Here is a 17,212-nt window from a genome sequence, read left to right on the forward strand (position 1 = left end):
TGCCGTATTCGCCGGCTTCATCCGTAGCGCTTGTACAGCGTCCGAGCGTTGCTGTACACCCACCAGAGGGGCGATTGCCCACGCTCCCAGGTAAGGATCGGGAGGGCCGTTCCGCCGTACTGGTGTTTGTACGAGAACAGTCCGTCCTCGAGATTCGAGGGTGTCGGTCCGAAGTCGTACGTTCGAAATCCTTCCTCCTGTGCCCACTGCATCGTGTGTTCGTGGATGAGCTCCGACGGATAGTACTCGAAGTCGGCCGCGCTGACTGCGGAGAACTCGTGTCGAACGGTGGCCTGTGACTCGTCGAGAAGGTACAGGTGCTGGCCGACGGTATTGCCGTCGATTTCGGCGGCGACGACCCGGACCGCATCTTCCAGCCGATCCGCAATCTCACGGAATATCTCGACGGGTTGTGGTTCGGCCCCAACGCGCTCCATCGTCTCCACGTACGTCGAATGAAACGATCGGAGCACGTCTGCTGTCGGTGACTGAACGACGACCGCCGCGTCGTTCTCTCTGGCTTTCCGAAGGCTGTACCGACGGTCCTTGTGCATGTCGCCGAGGATGTCGTCGTACTCCCGACCGAGATCGACGACCGGCCGACAACGCGAGACGTTCGGCGTGTAGCCTCGTGCCTCGAACTGCTCGGCGTAGCGGACGTAGTCTACGTCGGGCGCACTGACGTAGTGGGAGAGCACCGTTCCCCCACACGCTTCCTCGAGACGATCGAGCGCGAGTGCGAGCGCGTCCTGCTCTGGACCCGTCAGGACTGGGCCACCGAACCCTGGCCGCGTCGAGGCGAGTTCTCCGATCCGGTCGACCAGCGGGTCCGGAATCCGATCTCGAACGCCGCCCGGGAGACGAACGGGAGCGACGACGTTCGGGAACACACCGACCGGATTCCCGTCTTTCTCGACGACGACGTGTTTTCCTTCGAGATGTAGCCCTCGCTCGATCGCCTCGACCCACTCCGTTCGCTGATAGATACTGCCGCGGTCGGACTGCTCGACGACCTGATTCCACTGGTTGGCGTCGACCGCGTCGATAGAGTCGTAGACGGAAGCTGACAACTGAGACATCGTGTGCGGGTGCGGTGTTGGTGCTGTCGTAAGGGGGGGCTAAAACTGTTGGTTTCCCGGTGACCGGTCAGGGTTCGTTCGGGAGGAGTTCGGCGTACAACCTCCGGTAGGTCTCCTGTGCCGTGTCGATCTCGAACTTCTCGACTGAGCGGGCAGCGCGGTCGCCCATCGTCCGTCGAGTCTCCCCATCGGTGAGCAGCCGCCGCAATCGATCGGTCAGCGCCGCGACGTCTCCTGGCGTGACGAGATAGCCGGTCGCGCCGTCTTCGACTTGCTCCGGAATCCCGGCGATGTCGGTCGCAACGACCGGCGTTCCGGCCGCGAGCGCCTCCGTGATGACTCGCGGTGTCCCCTCCCGGTAGGAAGGGAGCACCAGCGCCTCCGAACTGGCCATCAGCTCCGGCACGTCGTCACGATACCCCAGCAGTTCGACTACGGCGTCGAGTCCCCGGGACTCCACGCGGTCGGCCAGATCGTCGGCCAGCGGCCCATCGCCCGCGACCAGCAACTCGAATTCGGCGTCGCTCCGGAGCCGGTCGACGGCATCGAGGAGGTCCAACAGCCCTTTGCCGTCCGCGAGCCGTCCCACGAACAGCAGCGTCGGTACGTCGCTCTCGCGGACCGGTATCGCCGACCGGAACCGGTCTAACTCGACGCCGTGATAGATGGTGTGGTACTGCTCCGGCGTACCGATTCCACGGTCGATATACGTCTGTCTGATGTGTTCGGACTTGACGATCAGCGCCGTGCAGTCTGTCGCTGCCAGTCGCTCCAGTCGGAGGATCGCGGCGTTGAGAAGTGGGTTCCGGTCTGCCGCGATCGGATCGCCGTGGATCTCGTGGATCACGACCGGTGTGTCGGCCAGTCGCGCCGCGAAACGGCCGATGATCCCTGCTTCGGTGCTGTGGGTGTGGAGGAGATCGATGCGCTCACGACGGAGATACCGGGCGACGGCACCGACGGCGACGACTGCCGTCACCGGGTTGTAGTGACGGATCGAGTCGAAGACGATGGTGTCGATTCCCCGCTCGGCGACAGACGCCAGTCGATCCGGGTCGTGTCCGGCACCGACACCGAGTCGAAGGTCGTAGGGCTCCGGCGCCATAGAAAGTGCCTCCAGTGTGTTGAGCGTGGTCTCTTCGGCCCCGCCGTGGAAGAATCGCGTGATGAGGTGGAGGACGCGTGGCTCACTCATCTATTCCCTCCGCCGTCCATCGACCGTCCCGGAATTGTCGTGCGATTTCGCCCAAGGGCAGGACCTCGATCCGTTCGGCCGCTCGTTCGCTCGCGGCGTACGTCAGGACGTCTTCGAGTGCCGTAAGCAATCGATCCGATTCCAGTGCCAGGTTGAACGGGTGAAACCAAAGGTGGAATATCTCGCCGGTCTCGGCCGCCCGGTCGATTCCCTTCTTTGCCCGGGTCACCTGCGACCGGTCGGGGGTGTACTGCCAGCCACCGTGGTAGGGCCGGAACACCTGCGAACCGGGGACCGCGACGAGTCCGTCGATGGGTCTCGGGGCCCCCACCGGCGGTGTGGCCATCCGGAACTCGGTCGCGAACCGGAGGCCCTTCCGTACCGCTGTCGGTAGCCTGGCCCGCTCGTACCACTGCAGATCCGGACTCCGGTACGTTTCGATGCCGTTGTCGGCCAGCACGGAACGGTAGCCGACGCGATTACGTGGATACACGAAGGAATCGGGCGACAGGCCCGCCTCCCGTGCCACCGAAAGAGCGCTTTCGATCTCACGTTCGGCGGCATCGCGGTTGCACTCGTTCTCGTCCAGAACCATGTGGGAGTAGCCGTGGAGACCGATCTCCTGGTCGGTCGAACACCCTTGGATCGTCTCCAGCACGTCCGGTGCGTACCAGAGGTCCCTATCGACGCCGGTCTGACAAGGTAAGGCCGCTTTCCAGTCGCCGACCCACTCGAACTGGGGGTCGATCATGTCGGCGTGGACCTGGGCGGTGGCGGAGCAGTCGTCGAGGAGATGTGCGACGAGTGCCCATGTCGCAGGAATCTCGTACTTGGCGAAGAGATTACACAGTCGATCGACGACCTCTCGTGTTCGGGTGTACGCTCGCTCGTGAGCTACGACGCCGACGGTGTCGAAACAACCCCATGCAAACTCCGTGTCCAGCGAGATCGTCACGACACCCGGCCGCTTCGACATGCTGTCTCCCTTGGGACACCCGCCATTTAACGCCTGAGGTTCCTGCCGTCGTGCTTAGTATTTTTACCCCCCGCCTTTGTTTGGACCCCTATGTCATCTTTCGTCGACAGTCTCTCGGATCGAACCCACTCTCTGATCGGGGCAATCATCGGTGGGTATTTTCTCCTCACCCGGTTGCCGACGTTGAGCGACGCCCTCGTCGGGTACTACCATCCCCGTCTCCCGGTTTTGAACGTTATCCTGTCGTACTCGTTTCTCGACTACGGATTAGGGACCTACGGCTTTGAGACCTACGCCGAGAGTAGCGGCGGCCTGCACCTTTTTTCGCTTCTCAGTGCCCCGTTTGTCGCTGCGTTTGGACCCCCAGGGACCCGAATCGTCGCCATCCTGTTGACCGGGCTGACAGTCGTCGTGACCTTTCTCACGGTTCGCCGACTCTACGATGAGCGGACGGCGTTACTCGCGGCTGCGATTCTGACAGTGAGCCCGATGTTCCAGTTTTTCGGGACGGCCGCTTTCCCGGAGGCTTTTGAAATATTCGCCGTCACCGTCGCCGTGTACGCCTTCGTTCGGTACCGTGACGATGCTGGCTACCCCTGGCTCGGCGTGAGCGTCATCTTTCTGATCGCCGGCATTCTCGACCACGCGTGGGCGGCACTCGTGTTCGCGCCACTGGCCGTCGTCACATTCGTGGACCGCAAGTACGCTGTGACCGTGCTGTACGGCGTCGCTACTGCTCTCTCGGCGGTCTTCGTCTATTATGTGACTAACATCTCCGGGAAGGGTTCTTCACTCGAAGCTTACAGCGTCTTCTATCGACCCGGGCCGCTCTTCGATCCGATGTTCTACATTGAGTTCTCGTACAATGCGCTCGGATTCGCTCTCTCGCCGGTGTTCGGTGTACTCGTGATCCCTTTCGCAGTGTACTACTTTCTGCAAAGGCGGCACCTCCTCGTTGCCTCGTGGGCAATTGCCGGTATTTCACCCGTCATACTGTTCCCGCGCGGTGCGTCTATTCACTTCTACTATCTCTGGGGGCTCCTCGTTCCCGGATCTATGTTACTTTCTGTTATGGTGTTTGATGTCGCCGAATGGGTAAGTGGGATCCGCAATCAGGTGACTACCGATCGGGCGGTACAGATCGGGGCGGTGGTCGTGCTCGGACTCGTGCTGGTCTCGTCATTAGTCGTCGGTCCGCTCGGACTCATTATGCCTCCACCAGCTGGCGCAGACCGACTTCTAGAGGGTACTTGTGTTCAGGAACAGATCGACAATCGGGGTATCATGAGCGACGACGTGGCCATCGTTACGTCGCTTGACGCGACGAAAGAGGAGTCGGGAGAGACGATCTACCTGCACGCCTATCTCATGTACGCGAGATTGTACATGAGAGCGCCCGATTCGCCTCAAGTATACCGGAACCTGACGGTGGCACGGGCGGACGGTCGTCCGCTCGTCGTCGATTTCAAAGGGACTTACGTGGAGGCCCAGAGCGAACGGGGGCCGTCACCAGTCGTCTACGCTCGAGAGAACGGCTCGTACACGCGGGTCTGCCTGGCCTAAATTGTCAGCGGACAGAGTAAACGACCGAGTTATTCCTCGCTCCGGGCGAAGCGGTTCGTCAGGTATCCCCATTCTCTGTACTGAGAAACCGAGAAGCGTCACTCGCGACGGCCCACAGCTGTCGAACGACGATCTTCACATCGAACCAAAAAGACTGTCGGCGGATGTACTCCACGTCGTACCGGAGTTTCTGCGCTGGTTCGTGGCCGGTCGCGTTGTTGATCTGAGCCAGGCCGGTGAGTCCCGGCTTGACGAACCAGCGACTCCGCCAGTCCTCGGCCCCGGAGGCCATGTCCGTGTCAAGTTCGGGCCGTTCCGGTCGAGGACCGACGACGCTCATGTGTCCCACCAGAATCGACCATAGCTGTGGGATCTCGTCGAGGTGGGTCTGCCGGAGTATCCGGCCGACTCGAGTGACGCGCGGATCGACACCTCCACTGTCTTCCTCGGAGAGTTTCGCGCCAGACTCCACCTCGGCTTCTGGGATCATGCTCCGGAACTTGTATACGGTGAATGTGTCGCCGAACTCGGCGGTCCGCTCCTGACTGTAGAGGATCGGGCCGGGGCTGTCCAATTTTACCGCGACTGCGATGGCCAGGATTACTGGCAAGAGCAGGAGCAACCCAATGGCCCCGAACGACACGTCGAACAGTCGCTTGATCACGTAATCCTGCCAGTCCCACGGATCGAGATCGACCTCGACGAGGTCGCCGCCGGCCAGCCCTGCAGTCAGCACGTCGTCGGCGTGTTCGCGGTGGACCATCGCCGTAACACCGCGATCGTAACAGGTGTCGAGCGTCCCGAAGAACTCAGCCCGATCCGTGTCGGCGAAGGCCAGAAGCGCAGTGTCGATCTCGTGTTTGACCAGCACTTCGTCCAGCCGCGAGAGTCCGCCTAGGTTCGAGAGTTCGTCCAGACGCGTCTCGACCGTTCCGCCGTCCGAGATCTCTGGTTCCCCCGTTACAGCTCCCCGATCGGTCTCGTACGACGACGGCGGCGAGACGTACCCGATCACTGGCAGCTCGGTCTCCTCCAGGATCGCCGCCATCGCCGTCGGGTCGTCGCCGACGATGATCGCTCGCGATCGTTCACTGGGCCGCCGCCGGATCGCGACCGCCCAGGCCGGCAGCCAGAGTAACAGGAAGCCGGTCGCCAACATCAGCGTCGCTCGCGGGACCCGATAGTTGTAGTCGAAATAGCCCAGCGCTGCCAGGCCGACCATCGCCAGCATGAGCCGCTTCTGGGTGAGCAGTATCGTGTCCAGTACGCGGCGGGGCCGCGGTTTGAAGAGCGGCCACATCGCGGCCAGCGTCACGAGCAGCGTCGTCGCGACGACCAGGATCAGCTCGCCGTTCGACAACACGGCCGGCGCTGGACCGCCGATATACGGCACGCGACTCAACGCGTTCTGAAGCAGTGGGTAGTTGACCAACCAGACAGCGAACGCGGTGAGCCCGGCAGTCCCGAGGACGCTCGCGACCCGGTACCGCCAGCCCGTAGCCATTAGCACTGATAACTCGACCGCCGGACATAAGGCCTACGACAGCCGTCATGCGAGCGTCTGACCGAGGTCGAAGGCCCGTTTCGACGCGTCGACTCGGGGATAACCTCTTACCCTCACCATACAGACACACGAACGTGTCACGGCTGTCGGGGTTTGCGCAGATCGAGAGCCAGGATCTGTCCGGGAGCGCTGCGCAGTGGCGGCACCGACTCGGCCAGGCCCTCTTCGGCGACCGTTACGGCGTCGTCCTCTTCCTCGGGACGCTCACCCTCCTCGCGACGTACTGGCGGGTCGGCGTCTTCATCACCGACAGTTACGCCATCGCAAACGGCCTCGTCAACGTCGCGGACGGTCACCTCGCGATCACGCGGATGGAGTACTCGATCACCCTCGGCTCCCAGCCCGGCCTCTGGTACGCCGACGGCGCTGTCTACGCCCGCAATTACACGCACATCTTCCTCTCGTTGCCCGTCTACTGGCTTCTAGAGGCCCTCACAGTCCTCTTCGACCTGCGGCTGGTCCTCGTGGCCGCATGGTCGGGCCTCCTCGTCCTCCTGTTCGACCGGGTCGGCCGCCTCACGAACCGCCACCGGTCGATCGCGACCACCGGCGCAGTATTCGCCCTTCTGGCCTTCCTCGCGAGCACACTCGTCGCCGCCCCGCTCCCCGATCGGTGGACGGCATTCCTCGCGCTGCAGGTGACGACGATGGCCGCAGTGGCGTTCACCGCCGTGGTCCTCTACAGAGTGCTGGCACACGCTCACGGACGCCGTGTCGGGCTCCTGTTCGGTGCGGCAGCCGGAGTCGCCTCGCCGATTGGGTTCTGGGCCTCACTCCCGAAACGCCACGCTCTCTCGGCGCTCGCGGTTGTCGCCGTCCTGGGAGCGTTCTACTTCAGCCGGGCGGCCGACACCCGTCGACGTGTGCTCGGCCTGCGGGCGCTCGCCTACGCCGTCGTGGCGCTGTTCGCGTGGCTCCACGCGCTGGAGGCGCTGGTGGTCTTCGCAGTTCTGATCCCGATAGACCTCGCGACGGCGCGCTCGAATCACCCGAAACACCTCGCGGTCGTCGGCGTCGTCTTCCTGGTCGCGCTCTCGCCTTTCCTCGCGACCAACGCGGCCATCAACGACAATCCGTTCCAGCCGCCCCGGTCGCTCGAAGGCTACTCCGGACAGGTCGACCCGCTCGCCATCGATGGCGGACAGAACGGTGGTGACGGAACCGCAACGCCGACACCGACACCAACTGCGACCGATACACCCACACGAAACGGGACCGGGACGACCAGCGAGACGCCGCCCGAGAACGCTACTAGGGGATCGACGGCTCCGGAGTCGCCGGACTCGGACTCCGCACCGGGGCCGATCGCCTTGCTCCTGGCCGCAATGACGGCCATTCTCGCGGTCGTCGTCGAGGGGAGTACCTGGGCGTTCGGCAAGGCGTGGTCCTACGTCGATCCCGGCCTCACGCTAGCCCAGGAGGAACCGGAGCGCCTCTACCGCATTTTCGTCAGGAGCGGCAGGATTCCGGAGTACGTCGACTACCATATGACCGACCACGAGGCGGTCGACCTCGCGCTGCTCGAAGTCGCACCGCTGCTCGGCGCCCTCCTCGGTGTCGTTGGGGCGAGTCTCCGGAACCTCCAGTCGATCTCCGCCGACGGCCTTCGCACCGCACTCGACCGGCCTACGCGCCAGACCGACTTGCTTGTGGTCGCCATGGTGGGCGCGCTCGCGCTGATGAACGTCGAGCGACTGCCGCGTCACACTCAGATCACCGCAAGATACCTCGCTCCCGTCGTCCCCCTGTTGCTGTACGGCGTCGCCCGCCTGAACTGCGTCCACCGCGTCCTCAGGACTGATTCGCGCTTGATCGCCAGCGCGTACCTCGCCACCCTCGTCACCGGTGGTCTCGGCTTCCTGGCGGCCAACCTGTTACTCGGACTCGCGCTCGGCGAAGCGATGCAACTCCACGCGCTGGTCAATCTGGCGAGTGCCGGCTTGCTGGCAGGCTGGGCGTTCGTGGCTGGGGCCGGTGTCGACCTCGACGAGCGAGTCGGCGTCGTCTCGCTCGCTGTCCCCGCAGCGTTGTCGACGCTGTTTCTCCTCTTCACTGGCCTCATCTACTTCCAGTACGCGGACTACGCATTACCGCTGGTCGAGACGTTAGTGGAGCTGTTGCCGATCAGCGTCTGACTAATCTGTCCCGGCCTAAACCCTCACTCCGGCGAACCTGCCGCAAACTCGCCGTCCTCGTCGAACTCGACCACCTCTGGCTCTTCCACCACCCGAAGATCATCGCGTTCACGTGCCGCCTCGACCAGCGGCTCGGAAGCGTAACACTGCTTCAGTCGCATCGTGTCCGTCACCCGCAACAGACGCGCCTCCGGCCCCGGAACCGGCCCGATCGTTCCCAACGTCGCCAGCAGCCCCGCCCGATCCGACTCGACGACGGGTGGCAGTCGCACGCCCCGAACGGTACTCGCGGTAATGGCGTTGATCAGCGATTTCGACCAGTCGAGTTCAGACGCGATGGTCTCGTGGGCCACGTCGGCCTGTCCCATCCCCATCGCGTTGCCCTTCGTCTTGTCCGTGTAGCCGCGGAGGTAGATGCGCTTGATCTCGGGCGACTCGGGTTCGGGTTCGGCGATCGTGAAGTGGCGTCGACCGGTGACGTTCGTGTCCATCCCCTGGCCGCTGACGTCCTTCCCGAGCTGGTCGACCACCAGCACGTCCAGTTCGTCGAAGGGGAGCTTCGGCATGCGCTCCCAGGCGGTCTCCAACAACTCGGCCTCCCGATCCAGGAAGTCCGACGCGGGGACGCCCTCGAGCAGCGTGGTGTCGTCGTGTTCGTCTTCGACGATGGCGACGCCGCCAGCGACGGGCAACTCCGCGAGGAGCCGATCGGCTATCTCGGGAAGCATGTTCCGGAGGCTCCAGTCGACGGCCCAGTCGTGGGCCATCTTCGCGCCGCGCTGTTTGCCCATCCCGATGACGAGCATCTTCGAGAGCCCGCTCTCGACCTCGCCCGAGAAGTCGGTGTGGGGCTTGATCCGGTTGACCGGGACGATCGCGTCGGCCTCGGCGGCGATCGAATCGAAGTAGACCCGCACGTCGCGGTCGGGCGTGCGGCCGACCTCGACGACGTCCATCGTCGCTCGGATCTCACAGCCGATCGACTCCTCGGTGACGCCGAGCGTGGCGAGTTTGTCGCGCTGGCCCTCGGCCGTCGCGCCGCCGTGGCTCCCCATCGCAGGGAAGACGAACGGTTCGAATCCCTGTTCGCGCACGCCGCGGACGACGCCGCCGACGATGGTAGATAGGTTCGCGATACCGCGACTGCCCGCGCCGACCGCGACTTCGCCCCCCTCCGGCACCCCCTCGAAGTCCAGGTCCGCGACGGCGTCGGCCGCGCGGCGTTCGATCTCGTCGGTCGGGATCGGGTCCACGTCCCAGACCTGCTCTACGACGCCCAGCTTCGGGAATTCGAGGTCGCCGGTCGCTTTCCGGACGTCGGTTTCGGGGATCGTGAGGGAGTCTCGCATAAGTACCGAGGGGAGGGGCCAGACGGCCAATAAGGCCACGGTCGATGGCCGCTCGAAAGCTCTCGATGGTCTCGAACAGCCGCTTGCTCGGCCGAAAGTGACTATCTCGCGGGGTGTGGAGGACAGCGAGTTCATTATTACGATAACAAGTGGTCGAACAATGGATCGAGAGTCGCTGGAACTGACAGGAACACCAGAATCCGCTGTCGATCTGTCGTCGGGATAGCGACCGTCTCTCCGCAGATCCCATTCGTAAGCGTCTTTCCGGACGCTTCCGAACGACTGTCAGTGAGTCGTCGGTACGCGTCCGTTGTCCTCGCGCTCTGTACCCTCGCGTTCTTCGCGACGATGGTGGCGCGGCTGGTGATCAGCCCCGTCGTCCCGGACCTCACCGCGGCCTTTGACGTTACCAACGGGACCATCGGCCTCGCGCTGACGGGGATGTGGGTCGCCTACGCGACGACGCAGTTCCCCAGCGGCGTCCTCGGGGACCGCTTCGGCGAACGGCGGATCATCCTCATCGCGCTCGGCGGCACCGCGGTGACGAGCCTCCTTCTTACCACCGCGCCGAACTTCCCGCTCTTTTTCGCCGGGACGGTCCTCCTCGGGGCGGTCGCCGGCCTGCACTACAGCGTCGCGACCACCCTGTTGGCCCGGTACTTCGACGACATCGGCTGGGCCATCGGCATCCACGTCTCCGGCGGGCCGCTCGCCGGCCTGCTCGCGCCCATCGCGGCCGCTGTGGTCGCCTCGCGATACGGCTGGCGCCCGGCAATCGGTCTCGGCGTCGTCGTCGCCGTGCCGGTGTTCGTCGCGTTCGCGCTGTCCGTGCGGTCTACCGAGCCGCGGCGACCCGACCAGCCGATGCGCGAGCGCTTCGAGTTCGCGGCCGTGTCCGAACTGCTCTCCCGGCCGGAGATCCGCTTCACCACCTCGCTATCCGTCCTCGGCGCCTTTTCCTGGCAGGCGACGGCCTCGTTCCTGCCGACGTTTCTGGGGGCCCATCACGGCCTCTCGACGACGATGGCCGGAATCCTCTTCTCGGCGTACTTCGTGATTCACGGGCTCACCCAGCCGCTGTTGGGCTCCCTGTCGGATCGGCTCTCGCGGGATCTCGTGGTCGCCGGGACGCTCGCGCTCGCGGCCGTCGGGTACGCGACGCTCGTCGTCGTCGATCAGTTCGTCCTGGTCGTCGGCGGCGTCGTCCTCGTCGGCATCGGAATGAGCTGGGGCGCGCCGCTGCAGTCGCGGTTCATGGACATCCTCTCGGACACCGAGCGCGGGGCCGGCTTCGGGCTGGTCCGGAGCGTCTACATGACCATCGGCGCGTCGGGGAGCGTCGTCGTCGGCGTCCTCTCGGACACGGTCGGCTGGGCCGTCGCCTTCGGCCTGCTCGCCGTGCTGGTGAGCGTGGCCGTCTGCGTTATCGCCACGAATCGGGTGCTGGGGCTCGGGTTGTAAATTGATGCTGCTTGTCGATATATTTTGGCCAGAGGAAGAAATATGTGTTCTGGGCCCGTATGAAGTCGTATGACTGACGACGCCCATCGCGAGGGGCCGCCCCCGTTCGATCGGCCCTTCGACGGTGCGGACACGAAACAGCGCGTGTACGGGGCCGTGCTGCACGCTCGTGAGCCGATGGCGGCCGCCGAGATCGCAGAGCGAGCGGACTGTTCCGAGGAGTCGGCACGGACACACCTGTCCTTCTACGCCGACCTCGGAATCGTCGTTCGACACGAGGGGCGGCCGGTCAGGTACGAACGCAACGACGACTACTTCGAGTGGCGGCGGGTGAACGAACTCGCGCGAAACCGTACTGTCGACGAATTGCAGGCACGCGTTTCGGAGCTGACCGACCGGATCGAAGACTACCGCGAGGAGTTCGACGCCGACTCGCCCGCAGACGTCGACGTTCTCGAGTACCCGTCGGAGCGAGTCGACGACGTGTACGTCGACCTCGGTGATTGGGCCACCGCCATCGAGGAGCGCCGTCTGCACGAACGCGCTCGGCAGAAGGCCGCCGGGTCGACCGCACCGTCGCACGGCTAGCGATGGGACCGGCAGGCTCCGGCGCGAGTCCCGCGCCGATCGATCGGCCACTCCTGGAGCGGATGCGATCTCGATTCGCCGGCAGCAGTCTAGCCGAGTCGGCGGCGATCGTCGAGGAGGGGAAGCTACACCTCCGCGTCGAGTTGGCCGACGACTACTACCCGAGTTCGGTGTCCGCTCGCCTCGAGATTCGGTGGTACCGCAACGACGACTTCAATTTCCACTACCAGGAGAAGCGACGGGAGGGGACGTGGGAGTGTCGCTGGGATCGACATCCGAACGCGCACAATTCGCGGGACCACTTCCATCCGCCACCAGCCGCCAGTCGCACAGACGCGACGGACGCTGAGTGGCCGGCCGACCATCGGGACCTGTGCCGTCTCGTCCTCGACGACCTCGAGGAGCGCATCGAGACGCTTTGGGAACAGGTATAGGAAAATAAGTCACTCCCACTTCCAGTAGCCGTCAGGTTCCAACCGAACCCTCAAGGCCGGTGACGTGGACGGATCCAACATGCACGTAAGCGTCGTCGGCAGCGGCTACGTCGGGACGACGATCGCGGCCTGTTTCGCCGACCTCGGCCACGAGGTCACGACCATCGACGTCGACGAGGCCGTGGTCGACGCGATCAACGACGGCGAGGCGCCCATCCACGAACCCGGGCTCGACCCGCTGGTGTCGGCCTACGGCGGCGATCGGTTGCGCGCCACGACGGATTACGACGCCGTCGCCGACACCGACGTGACCTTCCTGGCGCTCCCGACGCCCGCGAACGACGACGGCAGCATCGACACCTCGATCATGGAGGCCGGCGCCGAGTCGGTCGGCGAGGCCATCGCCGACAAAGACGGCTACCACCTCGTCGTCGTCAAGAGCACCGTCGTCCCCGGCACCACGGAGGACGTCCTGACGCCGCTCCTCGAGGAAGCGTCGGGCAAGACCGCGGGCGAGGAGTTCGGGGTCGCGGTCAATCCCGAGTTTCTCCGGGAGGGGACGGCCGTCGACGACTTCATGGAACCGGACAAGATCGTCGTGGGCACCGACGGCGACGACCGCGCGCTCGACCTGCTCGCAGAGATCTACGAACCGCTGGTCCTCCAGTGGGACGTGCCGGTCTTCGAGACCGGCCAGCGCGAGGCCGAGATGATCAAGTACGCCAACAACGGCTTCCTCGCCGCGAAGGTCAGCCTGATCAACGACATCGGGAACGTCTGCAAGGAGTACGGCGTCGACGCCTACGAGGTGGCCGAGGCCATCGGCCTCGACGACCGGATCGGCGAGCGCTTCCTCCGGAGCGGGGTCGGCTGGGGCGGCAGCTGCTTCCCGAAGGACACCTCGGCGATCATCCAGCACGCCCGCGATGCCGGGTACGAGCCCCGGATGCTGGAGGCCGCGGTGGAGGTCAACGACCGCCAGCCAGAGCGCCTGCTCTCGCTGCTCGACGACCACGTCGACGTGGACGGCGAGCGGGTCGCCGTCCTTGGACTCGCGTTCAAACCCGGCACGGACGACATCCGGAACTCCCGGGCGATCCCGGTCATCGAGGGGCTCCGGGAGCGCGGAGCGGAAGTGGTCGGCTACGATCCCGTCGCCGCCCCCGAGATGGCCGAGCGATTCCCCGACATCGAGTACGCGGATTCGGCGGCCGCGGCACTGGAGGGCGCAAGCGGCGCCGTCGTCGTCACGGACTGGGACGAGTTCGCGACGCTCGATTCGGAGTTCGACGCGATGGCCGAGCCAGTGGTGGTCGACGGCCGGCGCGTCGTCGAACCCCACGAGGGGATCACCTACGAAGGTCTCACCTGGTAGCCCGGGTCGAGTGATAGCGCCACGGGCTGAACCGGTTTATTCCGGCTGTTCTCCGGGGTCGCCCTCACTGTAGCCGGGCAGCAGCACGGACAGCCCAGGACAGCCGTGGCGGTACCAGAGAGCCATCGCGATCAGGGCGAGTCCCAGCTCGAAGACGGCGTCCGGACCGAGTTCGAGCGAGAGGAGACTCGCGAGAAAGCCCTTGCCTGCGAGATCGTACTCGACGGCCGGGACCAGCGGCCAGCCGAGGAAGCCGAGATAGTAGAACTCGCCGGCCAACACGTGGTAGAACGCGTCCCCGAATAGATGGCCGACGTAGCCGACGCCGAACGCGACCGCGCTCTCGCCGGCGTCGACGCGTCGGGCGACGACCCACAACAGCGCCACGAGCAGGAGGGCGACGACGAGCGAGTGCCCGAGCGAGCGCCCGTTTGGCAGCAGCGCGTACTGCCAGGCCAGGGGCTTGTCGATCAGGTCGGGCAGTTGCGTTCCGACGGCGAGCGCGACGACGGCGACGCCGTGCGGTCGGAGGTCGAATCGCTTGCGCCGATAGACGGTGTACAGGAGGTACCCGACGGCGGCGTGTCCCCAGGGCCACATCGCCGGAACCGACGGCGCCGGGCGTCAAACGAGTGTCGGATCGACGTGGTCGACACAGTACTCCACACCGGCAGCTGTACGTTTTTATAATTTCAAGGAGTCGTATTCTCCAGTCATGGAATCGACGCGAATCACAGAGAAGGGGCAGGTGACGATTCCGAAGGCGTTCCGTGAGAAGTACGATCTTGAATCCGGCGACGAGGTCCTCTGGTTCGATACGGACGAAGGTCTCGTCGTGAAAACGCTGACACGGAACGCTGGCCGAGGACTGCTCGTCCCGGACGACATCTCGGCCGAAAAACGAGCTGTAGTTGCTGAGGAACTCTGTCGGGGAATCCGCGAACGTCGGGAGCAATACCGAGAGAATTCGTAACTATACCACAGACGAGGTCCGCCAGAACGCGCAACACGAGACACTCTGGTGACCCCGGCTACCCGACCCGATCCCCCGACGTGACGTTTCGCTCGCTCACGGTCACCGTCTCGTTCCAGAGCCGGTACTCGCCGGGGTAGGGGACGGTGACGGCGTACGCGCCGTCGGCGTCCGTCTCGACGGTTCGCTCGTAGGTGAACGACGCGCCGGGGATCTCGATCGACCGCGAGAGCGTCGTCGTGGCGTCGGGCGGGCCGGAGCCGGCGATCGTCGCCCCGGGGACGAGCCGGAAGGTCTTGTACTGGCCGTCTTCGGTGGCGTGGACGGCCCGGAAGTGCGACATGCCGGTAGCTGTGGAACTCTCGGTCCCGAAGCCGTCGTGGAGTCTGGGGAACAGCGACGCGGAACTGACGTTGCCGCCGGGAGCAGATTGCGTGACGACGTAGCCCACTCGATTGCGATGCTGACGGTACCACTGCGACTCGTTGGTCTCGGTGAACAGCGTCTCGTAGTGGTACCGAGCGTAGCTGTACGACCGCGACTCGCCGTTGACGAAGTAGTTGTACACGCGGTTGCGGCCCCACTCGGTGAGGACGTAGTCGTCGGGGTAGCTCAGGTTGGCGACGCGGGCGTCCTCCTCGATCCAGGCCGCGGTCTCGTAGGTCCCGTCGGTGATCGTGATCTGGCTCGTCTTGATCGGCGTCTGGAGGACGCCGACGCCGCCGACGAGCAAAAAGAGCGCGAGGAGGAGGCCGGCCTCCCGCGCGGTCGGCACCCGGAGCGTCTCGAGACTGCCGTCGGCGGCTTCCGCACCTCTCGTGGCTCTCGGATCCGGCTTCTCGTCGGCGAAGGGCCGGGGCACCGACGCGAGATCGACCCAGTGGGCCATCCAGACGAAGCCGAGGCCGCCGAAGAGGGCGGTGAACGCGGCGAGTTCGCCGACGAAGCGGACCTGGATCGCCGCGAGCGCGAGCAGGAACCAGGCGTAGACGCTGCCGATCAGCCACGGTTTCGCGCCGTCGGCGGCGCGTCTGCTGGCCCAGATTAATGGGGGGATCGCGATCACGAGGACGAGGCCCAGCAACAGGAACCAGGTGAGATCGCCGCTGATCAGGGGTTGCGTCTCGACGATGTTCCGCGTGTCGAAGAAGCGGTCGAGTCGGCCGTCAGCCCGAGACCAGAAGTCAGGGACAACCGTGGGGACGAGGAAGAAGGCGGCGACAGCCCCGGCGAGCTCGGCCCCGACGAACGCAAGCGTGGGGAGGTCGAGCCGGTGGACGGCCTCGCCGATCGCGAGCACGCCCACGGTACCCGCGAGCAGCAACAGGGGGACGCCGACGACGAAGTCCGTGTGCCAGCCCATTTCGCCGTGGGCTCTGCGGACGACCAGTGTCGCGAACGCGAGGCCGCCGACGAGGGGTGCGTTCGCCAACACGGGTGATCGATCGGCGTCGACGTCCAGCAAGACGCCGAGGGCGACGACCAGCGCGACGGGTACGACCAGGGCGGTTCCGTTGTCCCAGGCCAGGATCTGTCCCGCGACCCCGACACCGATGCCAAGTCCTGCGAGCCAGGCGCGGGGGTCTCGGTACGCTTCTTCGCCCTGGTCCGCGAGGACGACGAGGGCGAAGGCTGCGAGGACGAGCCAGGGGTAGTCGAAGGCGTGGTGGTCGGCGAAGCCCAGACTCGTCCGGAGGGCGTGGGCGGGCGTCGTCGCCAGCAGGACGACCGCGGCCAGCCCCACGCGCCTGTCGTCGGTGAGCCTGACCGCGAGGAGGTAGAGCAATAAACCTGTGACGAGCGCCGAGACGACGGGGTACCACGCCATGACGGCGCCGGCCGCCGATGCGCCGTCACCGAGCAGGCCGGCGACCCAGTACAGCGTCGCGATAGTGAGCGGTTCACCCTGCGCCATCGGCATGTCGGTCAGGAGCGCGGCGTCGAAGCCCCCGCCCTCGGTCAGGAGTCCCTCGACGATATAGCGGTAGGCGTAGGGATCGTTTCCGGAGAGGACGACCGCGCCGTCGCGGAAGACCGAGCCGACGGAGAAGGCGGTTCTGAAGAGGACGACCACGGCGAGCGCGCCCGCGAGCGCCGCGACCCCTCGCCAGTCGGGGTCCGGAACCGCGATCGAGAGGTTCCGGCTCGGGTTTCGATCGTCTTCGATATTCGTACCACCGGCGGTCCCCGGTTCCGCGTCGCCGTCGAGCGCCTGGAGGGTCGCGTCGGGGAGGCGGTACTCGCCGTCGACTTTTGCCACGAGGTCAGCGGCGACGAGTTCGCCGAAGGTGCCCGAGTCGACGGGGACGTCCTCGAAGGTCCAGGTGTCCATGTCGTCGTCGACGGGGCGAACGGAGTCGAGTGCGGACGCCAGCTCGGGACGCTCTGCGAGCGTCGCGGCGACGTCCCGCTCGTCGGCCATGTCTCGGCCATCCCCCGACGCGTGAATAAACCCATCGACAGGTCACGACGTATCGAACGGACCGACGCCGTCAAGAGGCCGACCGCCGACGCCTCGGT

General features: G+C 65.3%; 14 protein-coding genes. 7 read left to right on the forward strand and 7 right to left on the reverse strand.

Annotated features, from left to right (window positions below; translation table 11 throughout):
- Nucleotides 1-17: 17 nt before the first annotated feature.
- The 3 genes from U5918_RS13130 to U5918_RS13140 all read right to left on the reverse strand — a co-directional run bounded on the left by U5918_RS13130 (nucleotide 18) and on the right by U5918_RS13140 (nucleotide 3,250).
- Entirely contained in the window at nucleotides 18-1,079 is a 1,062-nt protein-coding gene (locus U5918_RS13130) for a lipid II:glycine glycyltransferase FemX (protein ID WP_336001805.1), read from the reverse strand.
- A gap of 67 nt (nucleotides 1,080-1,146) precedes the next feature.
- Nucleotides 1,147-2,274 carry a glycosyltransferase family 4 protein gene (locus tag U5918_RS13135; protein WP_336001806.1) on the reverse strand — a complete coding sequence of 376 codons (1,128 nt, stop codon included), beginning with the start codon at nucleotides 2,272-2,274 and terminating at the stop codon, nucleotides 1,147-1,149.
- Nucleotides 2,267-3,250: a DUF2334 domain-containing protein gene (locus U5918_RS13140; protein ID WP_336001807.1), complete on the reverse strand. Its 984-nt coding sequence runs from the start codon at nucleotides 3,248-3,250 to the stop codon at nucleotides 2,267-2,269. The genes U5918_RS13135 and U5918_RS13140 overlap by 8 nt, the downstream gene beginning before the upstream one ends.
- Before the next feature lie 90 nt (nucleotides 3,251-3,340).
- Between U5918_RS13140 and U5918_RS13145 the strand changes: the two genes are divergently transcribed.
- On the forward strand, nucleotides 3,341-4,813 hold the full coding sequence (locus U5918_RS13145) for an ArnT family glycosyltransferase (protein ID WP_336001808.1): 1,473 nt from the start codon (nucleotides 3,341-3,343) through the stop codon (nucleotides 4,811-4,813).
- 58 nt (nucleotides 4,814-4,871) lie between these two features.
- On the opposite strand, the gene U5918_RS13150 is transcribed toward U5918_RS13145, so the two are convergent.
- Nucleotides 4,872-6,317 (reverse strand): sugar transferase, encoded by a 1,446-nt coding sequence (locus tag U5918_RS13150; RefSeq protein WP_336001809.1) that lies wholly within the window; start codon nucleotides 6,315-6,317, stop codon nucleotides 4,872-4,874.
- A 134-nt stretch (nucleotides 6,318-6,451) separates the two neighbouring features.
- Between U5918_RS13150 and U5918_RS13155 the strand changes: the two genes are divergently transcribed.
- Nucleotides 6,452-8,512 (forward strand): hypothetical protein, encoded by a 2,061-nt coding sequence (locus U5918_RS13155; RefSeq protein ID WP_336001810.1) that lies wholly within the window; start codon nucleotides 6,452-6,454, stop codon nucleotides 8,510-8,512.
- A 23-nt stretch (nucleotides 8,513-8,535) separates the two neighbouring features.
- Here the strand turns inward: U5918_RS13155 and U5918_RS13160 are convergent, their stop codons facing one another.
- Entirely contained in the window at nucleotides 8,536-9,861 is a 1,326-nt protein-coding gene (locus U5918_RS13160; RefSeq protein WP_336001811.1) for a nickel pincer cofactor-dependent isomerase, group 22, read from the reverse strand.
- 288 nt (nucleotides 9,862-10,149) lie between these two features.
- On the opposite strand from U5918_RS13160, the gene U5918_RS13165 reads away from it, so the two are divergent.
- The 4 genes from U5918_RS13165 (at nucleotide 10,150) to aglM (ending at nucleotide 13,719) form a co-directional block, all read left to right on the forward strand.
- Complete coding sequence (locus U5918_RS13165; protein ID WP_336001812.1) at nucleotides 10,150-11,322, forward strand: MFS transporter; 1,173 nt, start codon at nucleotides 10,150-10,152, stop codon at nucleotides 11,320-11,322.
- 69 nt (nucleotides 11,323-11,391) lie between these two features.
- On the forward strand, nucleotides 11,392-11,910 hold the full coding sequence (locus U5918_RS13170) for a DUF7342 family protein (protein ID WP_336001813.1): 519 nt from the start codon (nucleotides 11,392-11,394) through the stop codon (nucleotides 11,908-11,910).
- A gap of 62 nt (nucleotides 11,911-11,972) precedes the next feature.
- Nucleotides 11,973-12,344, forward strand: coding sequence for a toxin-antitoxin system TumE family protein (locus U5918_RS13175; protein ID WP_336001814.1), 372 nt, complete (start codon nucleotides 11,973-11,975; stop codon nucleotides 12,342-12,344).
- A 79-nt stretch (nucleotides 12,345-12,423) separates the two neighbouring features.
- Entirely contained in the window at nucleotides 12,424-13,719 is a 1,296-nt protein-coding gene (gene aglM / locus U5918_RS13180; RefSeq protein ID WP_336001815.1) for a UDP-glucose 6-dehydrogenase AglM, read from the forward strand.
- A 36-nt stretch (nucleotides 13,720-13,755) separates the two neighbouring features.
- Here the strand turns inward: aglM and U5918_RS13185 are convergent, their stop codons facing one another.
- Entirely contained in the window at nucleotides 13,756-14,319 is a 564-nt protein-coding gene (locus U5918_RS13185; RefSeq protein ID WP_336001816.1) for a metal-dependent hydrolase, read from the reverse strand.
- 115 nt (nucleotides 14,320-14,434) lie between these two features.
- Between U5918_RS13185 and U5918_RS13190 the strand changes: the two genes are divergently transcribed.
- Nucleotides 14,435-14,692, forward strand: a complete 258-nt coding sequence (locus U5918_RS13190; RefSeq protein WP_336001817.1) for an AbrB/MazE/SpoVT family DNA-binding domain-containing protein — start codon at nucleotides 14,435-14,437, stop codon at nucleotides 14,690-14,692.
- Between the two features lie 58 nt (nucleotides 14,693-14,750).
- Here the strand turns inward: U5918_RS13190 and U5918_RS13195 are convergent, their stop codons facing one another.
- The gene (locus tag U5918_RS13195; RefSeq protein WP_336001818.1) at nucleotides 14,751-17,114 is read right to left on the reverse strand and encodes an STT3 domain-containing protein; all 2,364 of its coding nucleotides are present in this window, start codon (nucleotides 17,112-17,114) and stop codon (nucleotides 14,751-14,753) included.
- Between the last annotated feature and the right edge of the window lie 98 nt (nucleotides 17,115-17,212).

This window comes from Halorientalis sp. LT38 (assembly GCF_037031225.1).
GTDB classification, from domain to species: domain Archaea; phylum Halobacteriota; class Halobacteria; order Halobacteriales; family Haloarculaceae; genus Halorientalis; species Halorientalis halophila.